Source organism: Chryseobacterium oncorhynchi (genome assembly GCF_002899895.1).
Classification (GTDB): domain Bacteria; phylum Bacteroidota; class Bacteroidia; order Flavobacteriales; family Weeksellaceae; genus Chryseobacterium; species Chryseobacterium oncorhynchi.
In genome coordinates, this window is the sequence record NZ_PPEI02000003.1 from 193,356 (window position 1) to 208,538 (window position 15,183).

Annotated in this window: 17 protein-coding genes; 5 read left to right on the forward strand and 12 right to left on the reverse strand. The window is 35.9% G+C overall.

Annotation, left to right across the window (positions count from 1 at the left end; translation table 11 throughout):
- Positions 1 to 28 precede the first annotated feature (28 nt).
- Both C1638_RS11140 and C1638_RS11145 read right to left on the reverse strand, forming a co-directional pair.
- Entirely contained in the window at positions 29 to 478 is a 450-nt protein-coding gene (locus tag C1638_RS11140; protein ID WP_185140426.1) for a DinB family protein, read from the reverse strand.
- Positions 479 to 660: 182 nt separating this feature from the next.
- Positions 661 to 2,457, reverse strand: coding sequence for a DUF885 domain-containing protein (locus C1638_RS11145; protein ID WP_109620963.1), 1,797 nt, complete (start codon positions 2,455 to 2,457; stop codon positions 661 to 663).
- A 169-nt stretch (positions 2,458 to 2,626) separates the two neighbouring features.
- Here C1638_RS11145 and C1638_RS11150 point away from each other — a divergent pair, with 169 nt between their 5' ends.
- From C1638_RS11150 to C1638_RS11165, 4 genes are all read left to right on the forward strand, one after another.
- Complete coding sequence (locus C1638_RS11150) at positions 2,627 to 3,088, forward strand: hypothetical protein (RefSeq protein WP_109620965.1); 462 nt, start codon at positions 2,627 to 2,629, stop codon at positions 3,086 to 3,088.
- 175 nt (positions 3,089 to 3,263) lie between these two features.
- Positions 3,264 to 3,968: a MotA/TolQ/ExbB proton channel family protein gene (locus tag C1638_RS11155; RefSeq protein ID WP_076352931.1), complete on the forward strand. Its 705-nt coding sequence runs from the start codon at positions 3,264 to 3,266 to the stop codon at positions 3,966 to 3,968.
- A 94-nt stretch (positions 3,969 to 4,062) separates the two neighbouring features.
- On the forward strand, positions 4,063 to 4,461 hold the full coding sequence (locus C1638_RS11160) for an ExbD/TolR family protein (RefSeq protein WP_109620967.1): 399 nt from the start codon (positions 4,063 to 4,065) through the stop codon (positions 4,459 to 4,461).
- A gap of 23 nt (positions 4,462 to 4,484) precedes the next feature.
- Positions 4,485 to 5,375, forward strand: coding sequence for a ferric siderophore ABC transporter substrate-binding protein (locus C1638_RS11165; RefSeq protein ID WP_109620969.1), 891 nt, complete (start codon positions 4,485 to 4,487; stop codon positions 5,373 to 5,375).
- A 15-nt stretch (positions 5,376 to 5,390) separates the two neighbouring features.
- Here C1638_RS11165 and C1638_RS11170 read toward each other — a convergent pair whose 3' ends face one another.
- The 9 genes from C1638_RS11170 to C1638_RS11210 form a co-directional block, all read right to left on the reverse strand.
- A complete protein-coding gene (locus C1638_RS11170) occupies positions 5,391 to 5,783 on the reverse strand; it encodes a hypothetical protein (RefSeq protein WP_109620970.1) in 393 nt (130 codons plus the stop codon).
- Positions 5,784 to 5,847: 64 nt separating this feature from the next.
- Positions 5,848 to 7,251, reverse strand: a complete 1,404-nt coding sequence (locus tag C1638_RS11175; protein WP_109620972.1) for a nucleoside recognition domain-containing protein — start codon at positions 7,249 to 7,251, stop codon at positions 5,848 to 5,850.
- A 190-nt stretch (positions 7,252 to 7,441) separates the two neighbouring features.
- Positions 7,442 to 7,951, reverse strand: a complete 510-nt coding sequence (locus tag C1638_RS11180; RefSeq protein WP_109620975.1) for a DUF6973 domain-containing protein — start codon at positions 7,949 to 7,951, stop codon at positions 7,442 to 7,444.
- A gap of 54 nt (positions 7,952 to 8,005) precedes the next feature.
- Positions 8,006 to 8,860, reverse strand: a complete 855-nt coding sequence (gene accD / locus C1638_RS11185; RefSeq protein ID WP_109620977.1) for an acetyl-CoA carboxylase, carboxyltransferase subunit beta — start codon at positions 8,858 to 8,860, stop codon at positions 8,006 to 8,008.
- 97 nt (positions 8,861 to 8,957) lie between these two features.
- Entirely contained in the window at positions 8,958 to 10,028 is a 1,071-nt protein-coding gene (fbaA, locus tag C1638_RS11190; protein WP_109620979.1) for a class II fructose-bisphosphate aldolase, read from the reverse strand.
- A gap of 69 nt (positions 10,029 to 10,097) precedes the next feature.
- Positions 10,098 to 10,964, reverse strand: a complete 867-nt coding sequence (locus C1638_RS11195) for an NAD kinase (protein ID WP_109620980.1) — start codon at positions 10,962 to 10,964, stop codon at positions 10,098 to 10,100.
- A gap of 1 nt (position 10,965) precedes the next feature.
- Positions 10,966 to 11,619 carry a CBS domain-containing protein gene (locus C1638_RS11200; RefSeq protein ID WP_109620981.1) on the reverse strand — a complete coding sequence of 218 codons (654 nt, stop codon included), beginning with the start codon at positions 11,617 to 11,619 and terminating at the stop codon, positions 10,966 to 10,968.
- Between the two features lie 187 nt (positions 11,620 to 11,806).
- Positions 11,807 to 12,337 carry an RNA methyltransferase gene (locus C1638_RS11205; protein WP_109620983.1) on the reverse strand — a complete coding sequence of 177 codons (531 nt, stop codon included), beginning with the start codon at positions 12,335 to 12,337 and terminating at the stop codon, positions 11,807 to 11,809.
- A gap of 263 nt (positions 12,338 to 12,600) precedes the next feature.
- Entirely contained in the window at positions 12,601 to 13,497 is an 897-nt protein-coding gene (locus C1638_RS11210) for a bestrophin family protein (RefSeq protein WP_228428127.1), read from the reverse strand.
- 183 nt (positions 13,498 to 13,680) lie between these two features.
- On the opposite strand from C1638_RS11210, the gene C1638_RS11215 reads away from it, so the two are divergent.
- On the forward strand, positions 13,681 to 14,559 hold the full coding sequence (locus tag C1638_RS11215; RefSeq protein WP_109620987.1) for a cupin-like domain-containing protein: 879 nt from the start codon (positions 13,681 to 13,683) through the stop codon (positions 14,557 to 14,559).
- Between the two features lie 4 nt (positions 14,560 to 14,563).
- On the opposite strand, the gene C1638_RS11220 is transcribed toward C1638_RS11215, so the two are convergent.
- Entirely contained in the window at positions 14,564 to 15,094 is a 531-nt protein-coding gene (locus C1638_RS11220; protein WP_109620988.1) for a GNAT family N-acetyltransferase, read from the reverse strand.
- Positions 15,095 to 15,183 lie beyond the last annotated feature (89 nt).

A 15,183-nucleotide genomic window follows, 5' to 3' on the forward strand; every position in this document is an offset into this window, starting at 1 on the left:
TTATCTTAATAAGTGAAAATCTTGATCATCATACATTATCTAATAATCTTCTATGATAATTAATCTGACCCAAATGATAATCCAGATGAGCAATAAGGTGAATCAGGAAGAAATCAGTTGTCATTTTATCTTCAAAAACAACTAGTGGATATTCCTTTCTCAGATCTGCTTCAGGTAGCTGGCTTAATACTGAATCAACGATTATTGTCGTTGCCTCAATTTTTTCAATAAGCTCGGCTTTTGGAATATCCTTTAATGAAAATTCCAACTCACGATGCCTTACATAGCCCGTGTTTCCAAGCTGTGCTCCTATAAAATGGCTGAGGTTTCCAACTAAATGGAGACAAAGGTTTCCTGCAGAATTGGAGATACTTTTATCTGTTTTCCAAAGGTTTTCTTCATGTTGATAAGCCTCAATTTCAGCTTTTAGTTTGTTTAAATCTCTGTTGTATAGAGAGCGTAAAGATTCTATGATCATGGTAACTGGATTTCAATTAATTATATGTGTTATTATAAATTTGAGAATGAAAATTTTTCTTTCTGAAAGCAAGAGATTCATTCTGTTAAAAGTATAAAATTAGATGTTCATTTGCTTGGTTTTAGAAATAAAAAAATGGGACAGTTAAATAATTGCCCCATTTATATTTGAAAGTTATTCTGTTACTTTTGTTTTTTAGCCCAAAGTTCCATTTTTCTATTTAAAACTTCCAGTGGAAGACATCCTTGGCTTAGAACTTCATCATGGAAGCTTGCCAGATTAAACTTGTTTCCAAGCTCTTTCTGATACTTCTCTCTTAGTTCACGTATTCTTAAAGATCCTATCTTATATCCTAAAGCCTGTCCCGGCATTGCCATATACCTTTCTACTTCAGCCACTGCAGCGCCCTCATCATAAGAAATATTGCTTAGGAAATATTTAATGGCTTCCTCTCTGCTCATTTTACCTGTGTGTAAACCTGTATCTACAACTAATCTTACTGCTCTCAGCATCTGATCGCTTAGATATCCCATTTTTTGGTAAGGATCTGTGTACAGCCCAAACTCAGGTCCTAAAGTTTCACAGTAATGCGCCCATCCTTCACCATAAGCACCAAACCATCCGAATCTCATGAATTTAGGAAGTTTTGTATTCTCCTGCTGTAAAGAAACCTGATAATGATGTCCAGGGATAGCTTCGTGTAAGAAAAGAGATTCCATTCCAGAAGTTACATTGAACTTAGCAGGATCAGGAATCGGAACATAGAATATACCTGGTCTTTTCCCATCAGGAGTTCCAGGGATGTATTCTGCGCTTGCACTGGCTTCTCTGAACTTCTCTGTCTGTCTGATCTCAAACTTTGTTTTAGGAGTTACATTAAACATCGTTTTCAGTTTCGGAGTAATTTTAGTCAAAATACTATTGAATCCATCTAAAACTTCCTTGGAAGTCTTATAAGCCATCGCTTTTTGATCCGTTTTTACAAAAGTGATAAACTCTTCAAGCGTTCCGGAGAAACCAACTTGTTGCTTTACTTTTTCCATTTCTGCACGAAGCATAGCGACTTGTTGCAGTCCAACCTTGTTAATTTCCTCTGGTGATTTCTTCGTTGTTGTCCAGCTTTTTACATAATAGCTGTAAATTTCATTTCCATTAGGAAGACTGTTGTATCCATCAGTATCCCGTCCCTTTGGTAAATATTCTTTTTCCAAAAATGTACCCATTTTGGTATAAGCAGGAATTATTTTTTTGGTGATGGCATCCTTATAAAGAGCTGAAAATTTATCTTTTTGAGCCTGAGTAAAGTCTTTTGGAAAATTCTTAACAGGTCCATAGAAAATATTCTTATCCATATCGGAAGATGTGATTTCCTCAGATCTCATTTGAGGAATCATTTTGATAATCAATTTCTTAGGAAGAACCACTTTGTTGTTAATTCCCTCACGGAAGTTATCTGTAGCGGCATTCATCCATTCCGGGAATTTTTCCATTCTTTTCAGCCAGTCACTATAGTCTTTTTCAGTTTTAAAAGGCTGGCTTCCCTGTCCGCTTCCAAATAAAGGAAAGCTTAAAGGAAGACCTCCAAACTGTGTGAAAGGAATATATTCAGGGTGATAAGCGTGAGCCTCAATTTTATCTTTTAAAGTATAATCCAAAACATCATAAACCACTTTGTCATCATCAGAAAGAGCTTTATAATCTACACTTTCCAGTTGTTTCTGTACAGAATTGTAGAAAGCAATCTCTCCCGATATAAAATCCTTGTCAATATTGATGGGAAGTTGATCATTATATCTCAAGTCTCCTTGAGAAGTAGCATCTAATGGATATAGTTTAAGATACTGTTCATAATAGTTGGATGCAATAGAATCCAGATTGGTAGGGGTCACCTTGGTGAGAGGAGAATCAGTTTTTTTGCACGAGGCAAGACCAATCAATAATCCTAGTCCTAGAATACTTTTCGATAAAATATTTTTCATTTTCAGAATCTTTATGTAACAAAAATAAGTATTATTGGGTGATTCCTATCATTGTACTGATTGATTTTGAAAAAATATTTTTCAAAATCCTTTTCACTTTGAATCAATTTTTTATCTTTGTTGAAAACGTTTAACAATCATATTATTACAGTTCTTTTTTTAAGAAATAATGAAAGGGATTTTAAAAATTTACCATCCGGAGGAAACGCTAAAGTACAATATCAGAAATACTTATTGTAAAGCAGTTTACAGCAACCAACAACATTTTTTAGAGGTTGAAATTATAACGGATGACGGGTTGGATCATGTAGATGATGATTCATTACAATACAATTTTCCTCAGCTTTCACTTGAGGTTTTCGATTTTCCTATCGACTCTGGGGAGATAGAAGGAAAAACTATCAAAATCAATGACTCTGACGACGAAACCTATACGGAAGTAGACTTGTTCGATGATGAAGATGCTTATATCTATGATAATGAGCTTCTTTTTGAGAAGAACGAGGAGGGGGAACTCCAGGTAATCTGGAAAGGGACCATTGATGATTTTTATACCGGATCAGATACGCCGATTCCTTTTAGGTTAAAATGCGAATTCAGGCAGGATGACATTGTGCTAGACGAAGACTAAGAGCAATCTCTAATCTTTTTATAAAATCAAATTTCTTTTCAAAATCTCTTTTGGAAAGAAATTTGCTATTTACCAATTCTAACAAACTTTAAGTTGTTTTTAAGCAATTTTTAAGATATCAATTCATAATATTCCACTACATTTGTCGTTGAAACTTTAATAAAATTCACATTTAATGCTGTTAACGGAACTTTCTCAGATTTTATTTGCACAGATTGCTACACCTGCTGTTGCCACAGACAATTTAGAATTTTCATTTTGGAAAATCATGTTCCATGGAGGAGCTTTCGCTAAAATAGTGATGGGAACCGTATTGGTGCTTGGAGTATTCTCTTTATATCTGTTTTTTGAAAGATTCTTCTTTATCAAGAGATTAACTTCAAAAACAGATTCTAATTTCATGAATAATATTGAAGATTTTATCAAAGAAGGAAAGATAGAAGCAGCGGCAGATTATTGTAAAACACAGAATTCTCCAGAGGGTAGAATCCTTGAAAAGGGAATCTCAAGATTAGGGCGTCCTGTTTCTGATATTGTAAGTGCTATGGAATCCCAAGCTCAGGTAGAAGTTGCCAATATGGAAAAAAACCTGAACCTTTTGGCTGTAGTTCCAAGTATTGCTCCGATGTTAGGACTTTTAGGAACTGTAATCGGGATGATTATTGCTTTCTTTAATTTATCTCATGCAACAGGATCTTTCTCGCCAAAAACACTTTCGGAGGGTATTTATACTGCGTTAGGACAAACGGCGGTGGGTCTTGCGGTGGCAATTCCTGCAAATTTCTGTTATAATATTCTTTTAACAAAAATTGATAAATTTGTATTAAAGGCTCAGAATATGTCAGGTGAATTTTTAGACCTTATCAACAAACCTTTATAAATCTTTCTTATGAAATCGCTCTGAGAATAGCTCTTTTTAGAGAATCATTAATTAAGCGATTCCATCTGACCATTAAAAATATTAGAATAAACAGATGAAAATTCAGAGAAGAAATAAAGCGAACCCGGAGTTCAGTTTAGCTGCGATGACAGATGTTATCCTGTTGATGCTGATCTTCTTTATGATTACGTCATCTGCGGCCAATCAGAGTGCAATAGATGTGAATCTTCCGAAAGCCGGTGCCGTTGATGACAATATTCCAAATCCTTTGACGGTAAGTATTAAACCTGATGGATCATATTTTGTAGATGATAATCCGGTGAATAAAGGAGAATTGGAACAGATTATCGTTGATAAGTTAACCAATCAGACCAATAAGTCTTTCACGATCAGAGCAGACGAAAATACCATGCATAAAGATGTGGTTTTTGCTATGGAAATCGCTGAAAAACATAAATTTAACATTGCGATTGCAACAGTTAAGGATAAATAATAAATAGTAAGAATCATTTTTAGATGAGAAGCTATACAGCAAACAAAAGCGAGGAGAACCGAGACCGGATAAAGAGTGCAATACTCTCTATTCTTATTTGGTGTGGCATTTTGCTTTTTGTTTTTTTATATAAGTTAAAACCTGAGCTTGATAAGGATCCTGAAGTTATTACTACAATGTTGGTGAACTTCGGAGACAACAGGAATGGAAATGGAATTGAAGAGCCTGCGGAGCAACCAGGAAGTTTAGCAGCTGCTACAGAAGAAGTGACACCAGAGCCTATAGAAACTCCCGTTACTGAAACAAAGACAGTGGTAAAACCGGAACCAATTCCTGTACCTGAGCCAAAGAAAATTGAAGCTAAAGAAAAGGTAATCACTGGGAATAATTCAAAAAATACAGTTCCTAAAAAGGAGGAATCCAAAAAGACAGAAAAAAAAGAGGCTACTAGTACAGCCGCTTCTAAAAATACAAAAAAAGCAGGAGCAACCACAGCCAATTCTAAAACAGGAAATGGTGATGGAAAAGGGAATGCAGCTATTGGAAATCTAATTAAAGGAAGAGGAACAAAAGCAGGAAGTCAAGGTACTGGAGATGGAATTGGTAATGCAGGAGATCCCCTGGGTGGCGACGGAAATGGAGACAGCAAAGTGGGGATTGACAGAAAACTTGTTGGATATATTCCGGGGACGATGGGACGAGGAGGAGCACAGCCTTCTCACAGCTGTACAGCAAGCGGATCTATTACCATTGCATATACTGTAGATAAAGCGGGAAATGTGGTTTCAGCAAGAAGATTAGGGGGAGTTTCAGATCCCTGTGTGTCATCTACATCTGTATCTTGGGTTAAGAAGTATGTAAAAGCAGAAAAAGCCAATACATCTTCCACCGGATCTTATAAGATTACATTCTAAAAATACAAAAGCACTTTATTCAAGTGCTTTTTTTAATTCGTTAATTCTATTGATAATGGGAAGAGCAAAGATTCCACTGGTTTGAAGATATTGCTCATAGAATGTTTTTGCTTTATCCTGGAAGTCTTTATTTTGATCTTCTCTGCTCTTAAAGTAGAATAGGTTCCCTAACATTTCATAATAGTCTTTATGATCTCTTTCCTGTCTTTCGTTGACCATTTCAATCAGTTCTTCCTTAGTCTTGGAGGAAATCTCTGTGAAACTTATCTTGAAAATATCTCTCATCAGAGTATCAAAATCCAGTTCTTTCTGCATTAAGCTTTCTTCAGGTTTATCCAGGATCAGTTTTTCTAATGCTTGAGTCAATTGGCGGATAAGCCTTAGGGTGAATTCTTTATCTGTAATCATAATGGATTTAATGTTTTGAGTTTAATGTTTAAAATTAATAGAATCTGCTCAATGGGTAACTTTATTAAGCAAAAAATAAATAAGCCAACGCAATTGCAGTAATAACACCTACTAAATCAGCCAAAAGCATGGCGATTACCGTGTATCTGGTATTCTTTATGGCTACGGCCCCAAAGTATACTGCAATCACATAAAATGTAGTATCTGAGCTTCCCTGAAGTACCGCTGCTAATTTCCCTTGGAAACTATCTGCTCCGAATGTTGCCATTGTATCAACCATCATTCCTCTTGCTCCGGAACCGGATAAAGGTTTGATTAAGGCTGTTGGAAGTCCGTCTACAAATCTTGGATCCAAGTGAGCTACATTGGCAACCCATTTCATTCCATCAATGATAACATCAAAAACACCGGAAGTTCTTAAAAGTGAAATAGCGATCAGCATTCCAACTAAATAAGGAATAATCTTTACGCAGGTAGTGAAACCCTCTTTAGCACCCTCAATAAAGGCATCAAAAACGTTGATCTTCTTATAAACGGCCCCAAGTATGATAGCAAGGAAAATAAAAAGAATAAGACCGTTACTTAATATTTTGCTGAAATCATCAAGTTCATCCTTGCTCAATTGTACTAAATACACCACCAATAATGCAATAATTGCTGAGATTCCACCTACATAGGCAATAACCACAGGACGGAGAAGATTGATCTTTTGGTATAATGAAACAATAATCATAGCTGCTAAAGTTGCCGCGAAAGTAGCGATCATACATGGCAGGAAAATATCAGTAGGGGTTTTGGAACCCATAGAAGCCCTGATTGCAATAATAGATACGGGAATCAAAGTCATTCCACCAGCATGGAGACAAAGAAACATGATCTGTGAATTACTGGCTGTATCTTTGTTAGGGTTGAGAGTCTGGAGGCTTTCCATTGCTTTTAATCCAAATGGTGTTGCCGCATTATCCAGTCCAAGAAGATTGGCGCTGAAGTTCATCAGCATATGCCCGAATGCCGGGTGGTTTTTAGGAATATCCGGAAATAATTTGGAGAAAAAAGGTTGAATAAACCTGCTTAAAAGATTAATTCCTCCCGCTTTTTCAGCAATACTCATGAAACCCATGAAGAGCGTCATGATTCCGATCAGTCCAATACAGATTTTTACAGCTGTTTCCGAAGTTCCGATAACACCATCTGCTTCCTGAACACGGTAAACATTTACATTCTGCTTTAGTGAATCTGTTTTATAATGAATTCTGCTGTCTGCAAAATCATTCTTTTTCATCAGGCTGTCCTTTACAATGGGAGAGAGGGTAGTCATGGGTTGTGATGCAATCTTCACCGTATCACCGCCTTTTCCTACCACCATATCATTGAAAATGGTTTTGTAATGGCTTGACGAAATGTATTTTATACTGGCAATGGCAATGGCGATAATAATAAAAGCCGACCAAATTCTGCTGAGAACCATTCGATTGATTTAATTGTTTAAACTTATCAAAAATACTTTAAACTGCAAAAGGCGCGAAAGAATAAAACACGTAAGCTTTTGAAAATCTTTAATTTTCATCCAATGAGTGCTTTTTATGAAGCGTAGTATTGAACTTCTTTTAGAGTTCTAAAGTGTTTTTGAATAGGGTTTGTGGTTAAAATAAATGTATTTACTCTTCCAGATAAACGAGATATCCCTCGAAATCATCATCCAGATTTTTCAAGACTTTGGCATCATCCATTTTTTTGATTAATCCTTCTATAAAGAAACTTTTTTCAAAAAACTGACGGTGAATTCCTGGCAGAAGCTCCATAAAGTAATCCATTCCCACTTTATTGTTATGAAGGTCCATTTTGGTTTCTAAAGGTTGGTTGGGGAATAGCTCTTCATGCATATCTGTTATTTTCTTACAGAAATCCAATGCTTTTTTAGGGGATGAAACCTTGCTGCAATACATAATAATAAAACAGCACCAAAGCGCATGTCTGAAAGCGTTTCCTATCCCATTATTGGACGCCGTTGCAGGAAATTTTTTTTGTGCTATTGTGAATGCTTTTACAGTAGCATGAAAGCTGAGAATTGCGAAAAGAGGATGTGGAAGAATAAGCGATAAAAGACGGATTATCTTTTTAAAGCTCATACTTCGGATGGTATTGAAAAATATCTTAAAAGTCCTCATAAATAAAAATCTCTCCCCAATTAGAGAGAGATTGTATTGTTTTTGTTACAGAAATTATGCTTTTACCGCTAATAAATTAACTGTTTTCGCAACAACATCCTGAATTTCAGTTCTTTTTACGATGAAGTCTACAAATCCTTTTTCCTGTAGGAATTCAGATGTCTGGAATCCTTCCGGTAAATCTCTACCGATAGTTTCACGGATTACTCTTGGTCCTGCAAAGCCGATTAAGGCTTTTGGTTCAGCCATAATGATATCAGCCGTCATAGCGAAAGAAGCAGTGATTCCACCGAAAGTAGGGTCACAAAGGTAAGCGATATACAAAAGTCCCGCTTCTGAAAGCTGAGCAAGTTTAGCCTGTACTTTAGCTAACTGCATTAGGGAATAAGTTGCTTCCTGCATTCTTGCTCCTCCGGACTGGCAAATGATCATGTAAGGAAGTCTGTGTTTGATACAATAATCAATCGCTCTTCTGATCTTTTCTCCCATTACAGAGCCTAAAGAACCTCCGATAAAAGCAAAATCCATACAAGAAACTACCATTTCAGTTCCTTTTACAGTTCCTACAGCATTTCTGATAGAGTCTGTAAGTTTTGTCTTTGCTTTTACTTCTTTTAAACGGTCTTTATAAGCCTTTGTATCCTTAAAGTTTAAGATATCAATACTTTCAACATGGGCATCCAGTTCAGTAAATTTACCGCCGTCAAAAAGGATATCAAAAAATTCCGCACTTCCTATTCTCACATGAAATCCGTCTTCAGGAGAAACATAGTTATTTCTCTTTAGTTCATCGTGTTCCACAACTTTTCCAGATGGAGTCTGATGCCATAGGCCTTTAGGAACGTCCTTTTTTTCATCAGTAGAGGTGGTAATGTTTTTTGCTTTTCTTTTAAACCAGTCGAATGCCATTTTGTATTGTATTAATGTACCGTGTATAATGTAAAATGTATAAAAAACAAAGCATTATCAATTACTTTGTGCTTTATACATTTTACTTTTACAAATTTTATTTTAAAGTATCTATATTATTTAAATCTTCAAACGCTTTCACCAATCTTGTAGAGAATGTATCTTCACCTTTTCTTACCCAAACTCTTGGGTCATAGAATTTCTTATTAGGTTTTTCTTCTCCGTCAGGGTTTCCGATTTGAGCTCTTAAATAATCAATATTGTTTACCATATAATCTCTCACTCCTTCTGTGTATGCAAACTGAAGGTCAGTATCGATATTCATTTTGATTACTCCGTAGTCAATTGCTTCTCTGATCTCTTCTAAAGTAGATCCTGAACCTCCGTGGAATACAAAGTTTACCGGCTTAGCAGCAGTTCCGAATTTCTCCTGAACATATTTCTGAGAATTGTCAAGGATTTTTGGAGTAAGAACTACATTTCCAGGTTTGTAAACTCCGTGTACGTTACCGAATGCAGCAGCAATTGTAAAGTTGTCAGAAATAGCTCTTAATTTTTCATAAGTATAAGCTACATCTTCAGGTTGAGTATATAATTTAGAGTTATCAACGTCTGAGTTGTCAACACCATCTTCTTCACCACCAGTTACCCCGATTTCTACTTCAAGAGTCATCTGAAGTTTAGCCATTCTTTCGAAATATCTAGCTGAAACCTCAATGTTTTCCTCTAAAGGCTCTTCAGAAAGGTCTAACATGTGAGAAGAGTAAAGAGATTTTCCTGTCTGCTTGAAGAATTCTTCGTTAGCATCCATTAATCCATCTATCCAAGGAAGTAATTTCTTTGCACAGTGGTCTGTGTGTAGAATTACTGTTGCTCCGTAAGCTTCAGCAAGAGTGTGAATATGTTTTGCACCCGCGATAGCTCCTAAGATTGCAGACTTTTGTCCGTCATTGCTTAATCCTTTCCCTGCATTGAAAGCAGCTCCACCATTTGAAAACTGGATAATTACAGGAGAGTTTAATTTCGCTGCAGTTTCCATCACAGCGTTTACGTTGCTTGATCCAATTACGTTTACTGCAGGTAGTGCAAACTTGTTTTCTTTAGCATACTGAAAAATATCAGTAACTAACTGACCTGTGGCAACTCCTGCCGGAAAAATTCTGCTCATGTTTTACTTTTTATTATAAATTTATTAGGTGTTTAATTTCGTGTAAAGGTAATCATTTTTAAGAAATCATTAATTTCTTTTGTCTCGTCCCCAAAGTAGCTTCTGACGGATGGTTTCGTAGAAACTCAAATTGTTAGGCTGCACCAAAAGAAGCTGAAAATCGGCTTTTTTGATGATGATTTCCTTATCTGTTTCAATGTGTATCAATCTAGAGTCTAAGGAAAGAGAGTATTGTGGTACCCGGCTTTCAACTCTGAATTTTATTTCTACCTTATCATTTACCACTAAAGGTCTCACATTCAAATTGTGAGGAGCAATAGGAGTGATGACGAAGTTCTCATTATTAGGAGAAATGATAGGCCCTCCGCAGCTTAAAGAGTAGGCAGTAGAACCGGTTGGTGTTGAGATTATTACCCCGTCTCCCCAGAATACATTTAAAAACTCATTGTTAATATAAGAGTCTACCGTAATCATGGAGGTTGTTTCTTTTCGGGAAACTGTTACATCATTTAATGCATACGGGAAAAATCCTTCCAGATTTGGAGAAACCACTTCGATTACAGAACGGCGGCTTGTTTTTACATCTCCTTTTAGGATAGCGTCCAGTTCTTTAAAGGCTTCTTCTTTAGTGAAAAAAGCAAGAAATCCTAATCTTCCGGTATTTACACCGACCACGGGGATTTCAAGATCTTCAATAAATGTTAAGGAATTTACAATGGTTCCATCTCCACCGAAAGTAAAGAAAAGATCCACCTCCTTGTCCAAAAGGTCCTGTTTGCTGTTGAAAGTCTCGAAGATTTTCGAAAATTGAAGAGCTTCAGCCATTTCATCATACAGAACAGATTTTACACCTCTGGTTTCAAGTTCAGAGATAAACTTGCTTAAATATAAAAAAGTATCAAGATCTTTTTTCTGAGAATATATAGCTGCCTTCATGTTATATTTCTATGAATTTTTGGAAAAAACCAAATCGGTCCTTAAAAAGGTCGGTTTTCTCATCAGAATAATATTTTTCAACAATTCTGTAGTCATACCGGTCAAACGTTGCGTCTATCGAGGCCAGGTTTTCATTGCTGATCTTTATGGTCACGTGAATTACTTCTTCAGACATAAAGCTGATGAATCCGCCATAAAATTTCGAGTTGTTACTCTCCACAATATTGGCAATCTCCGTCATTGAATATTTTCTGGCAGGAACTTCCACAGTAAGAATAGCTCCTGATTCTGAAAATAAAGGATAACGGGAAAGGTCCTGGAAAATATCCTCACAGGTAATATAGCCCAGATACTTTTCATTCTTGTTGATCACGGGGATCACATTAGAATTGAATGTATAGAAAAGGCGGATACTATCCATGATGTTATTATCTTCCAGAATGGCAAACCGCTCAATCTGATGCTCAAGATCCTTCAACGTTCCTCCATCTTCTTCATATAAAAAGTCCTTAGCAAGGGCTCCATAGAAGTGATGAGATTTCTTGATGAATACATGAGAATATCCGAAATCTTCCAATGTATTTCTGGCCGACTCGATGGAGTCCGACAGGTTAAAACATGGGAAATCTTTTGAGATATAGTCCTTGATAAACATTGTGCTAATTTATAAAAAATTAAATGAAACTTTTTCTGAAAACACGACTTTTTTTAAGATCTAACAAAAAAAATGACGTCAAAATTTGTTTGTAAAGAAAAAAAAAGTACCTTTGTCGCCTTTCATTTTTACTTTTTATTAGATTTATTTCAAACTGCACTGTCTACTAATGACATATGCAGTTTTTTTATTTTAGGGCCTTTGCAAACTCCCACATCACAATTCCGGCACATACACTTACATTAAGAGAATGTTTGGTTCCAAGCTGCGGAATTTCTAAGAATACATCAATATTAGACAGTACTTCATCACTGATTCCCTCTACTTCATTTCCTAAGACCAAGGCATATTTTTTCGATTTATCAATTGTGAAATCTGTGATCATTTGGCTGCTAGTTGTCTGCTCAATACCTATCACTTCATAACCTTTGCTTTTCAGATCAGAGATGGCGTTATTTGTATCCTCTTCATGAGACCAGTCTACACTTTCTGTTGCGCCCAGAGCAGCCTTGTGAATTTCACGATGAGGTGGTTGTGGAGTAATTCCACAAAGGATTATTTTTTCAATTAAAAAGGCATCTGCCGTTCTGAAAGCTGCACCCACATTGTGCATACTTCTGATATTGTCTAAAATGATGACCAACGGAATTTTTTCAACTTTCTTAAATGTTTCAACATCTATTCTGTTAAGTTCTTCCAATTTTAGTTTCTGTACCAATGTATTATTTTGTTGAGATTAATTTTCCGTCTTTATAGACCTCTGTTTTTTTCAATGCTTTCGTTTTCACAACAGTAGATTATGTTGTCGCTGTTGTTACCACTGGCTAATTCAATTTCTTGATAACAAGGCCATGGATATTTTTATTTCAAAAATAGTAAAATACTTACTATTTACAAACCTCTTTTGAGAGGCTTTATGCATGAGAAAAAATATAAAAAAGATGGTAAACTAAATGAAATAGATCTTTAGAAGCCTGTTTCTTATTTTTTACCCATAATCTGATGAACATTTTTTTCAATATTCTGAGCGATCGTTTCCATTGGAATATCATTTTCATCATTATTGAACGGGTCTTCAATTTCTTCAGCAATAAGTTCCAGGCTCATCAGAACATAATACACAAAAACAGTAAGCGGTATCATGAAAAGGCCAATGGTAATAACGTAAGCAATAGGCAATGCAAATACATACAGAATAATGAACTTTTTAATAAATGAAGAATATGAATAGGGAATAGGGGTGTTCTTAATTCTCTCACAACCTCCGCACACATCCAGAAAACCTGAAAGCTGACTATCTAAATACAGCATTTCAACCTCAGTAATTTTCCCTTCTTTCTTTAATTGGTTCAGCTTGTGGGTCAAAAGAATGATGATTTCACTTGGGCCATGGTTCTTTAATGTTTTCTCAATTTCAGAATAATCTTCGTCCAGAGCCAAACGGGTTGATTCTTTAGAAAGATGCTTGGCTAAAAAATGGGGAAAATACTTTAAATATCTTGCAATTTGTTCTGCATCCTGACGATTATCTCCAAGAATGGCATTGATTTTTATGGCAAAATTTCGGGTATCATTAACTAATTTCCCCCAAAGCTTTCTTCCCTCCCACCATCTGTCATAGGCGGTATTAGTTCGGAAAACCAATAAAAGGGAAAGCACAAAACCCAGCAGAGAGTGGATCATTCCCACATTACTGATCCCGGATTTTGAAGTAAGGTGAAGGTATTCCACTTCCAAATATTCAATTCCCCAAGAGTATAATCCTACAAGGATCATGCTTGGAAAAAGAATTTTTAGGGTATCGCTTTTGTGTAAACTGAAAAGGATCTTAAGGAAATGTTTAGTATTGTAGACTCTCATAAATTCGCTTAATAACACAAATATAAATTTTTCATCTGAGCTCTCCTTTATAGAACGCCTTAAAATTATTTTAAAATCTGAGTGACGTAAAATTTTTATCTCATACAAGAATTTATAAAAACGAGGCCTTTCTCTTCTCTCTTAAAGTTTCCGCAGTTTTCAAAAAAACACTATTTTTATTTCGCCTAAAATACAAAATACATGATCCTCGAAAACGTAGATGTTGTCAATGATATCAGTAAAGAAGATTTTCAGAAGAATTATTTCAAGAAGCATAAGCCTCTTTTAATCAAGAATTTTGCTAGCCGCTGGGAGGCTTTTGACAAATGGAATCTGGCTTACATCCGAGAGAAAGCTGGTGATCAGGATATTCCTTTATACGACAATAAGCCCGCAGATGCGGCCAAAAGTACTGATGCTCCGGTAGCCAATATGAAAATGAAGGATTATATTGATACGATAAAGAGTAAGCCTTCAGATCTTCGTATTTTTTTCTACATTATTACGGACAGGCTTCCTGAGCTGCTGAAAAACTTTACCTATCCGGATCTGGGTATGAAGTTCTTCAAAAGGCTTCCTACTTTATTCTTTGGCGGAAGTGAGGCTCATGTTCTGATGCATTATGATGTTGATCTTGGGGATTTTATGCATATTCACTTTGAGGGTAAAAAGAGGATTCTTTTATTTGATCAGGAGCAGTCACCATTTCTTTATAAAGTTCCCTTATCCGTTCATACCATATATGATTTGGATTACGAAAACCCTGATTATGAAAAATTTCCGGCACTTAAATATGCAAAGGGATATGAAATTTTCATGGAGCACGGGGATGCTCTTTTTATTCCGGGAGCATTCTGGCATTTCAACAGATATCTGGAGCCTGGTTTTTCTTTATCATTAAGAGCGCTTCCGAATAAGCCGGCTGTTTTTGCCAATATGTTGTATCATGTTTTTATCATGAGGTATACAGATAAGCTTATGCGTAAGCTTTTTAAGGCTAAATGGGTGAAATACAAGCAGGAATGGGCTTATAAAAAAAGCTCTGAAGCATTAGCTCAGCATTTGAAATCTGAAAAATAACGTTTTATTTATTAATCAGTCCAAAGAGTTTAGCATCCACAAATTTCCCTTTTTCAAAAAAGTAATCCCGCATAGTTCCTTCTTCCTGAAAGTTGAGAGAAGAAAGTAGTTTTTCGGAGGAGATATTTGCCGGATCAATAAATGCATCCACACGGTGTAGCCTCATACTTTCGAAACCAAATGTGAGAATAGGAAGTATGGCTTCTTTCATAAAAGACTGCTGCCAGTATAAAGGATTAAGCTCATATCCAATTTCGGCTTTGAAATGCTCATGATACCAGTTGTGGTAGCCACAGGTGCCAATTACTTTCTTTTCAGACTTTAGTTCCAGGGCCCATCTAAAGCCTTTTCTTTCTTTAAATTCACTGTTGAAATGTTGGATGATGTGCTGAGCATCCTCCAGTGTTTTGAAAGTGTCAAGATCATAATATTCCATAACCTCATCCTGAGAAAAATACTCAAAAAGATCCTCCGAGTCATTCAGGGTAAGCTGTCGCAAAATAAGTCTTTCAGTTTCTAGAACAGGAAATTCCATGGATTTGATTTTATGGTGAAAATACAATTAATTCCTGATAAGGAAAAGCGTATTCAATGATAAACCATCAAACAATTCTGTAACCCTGA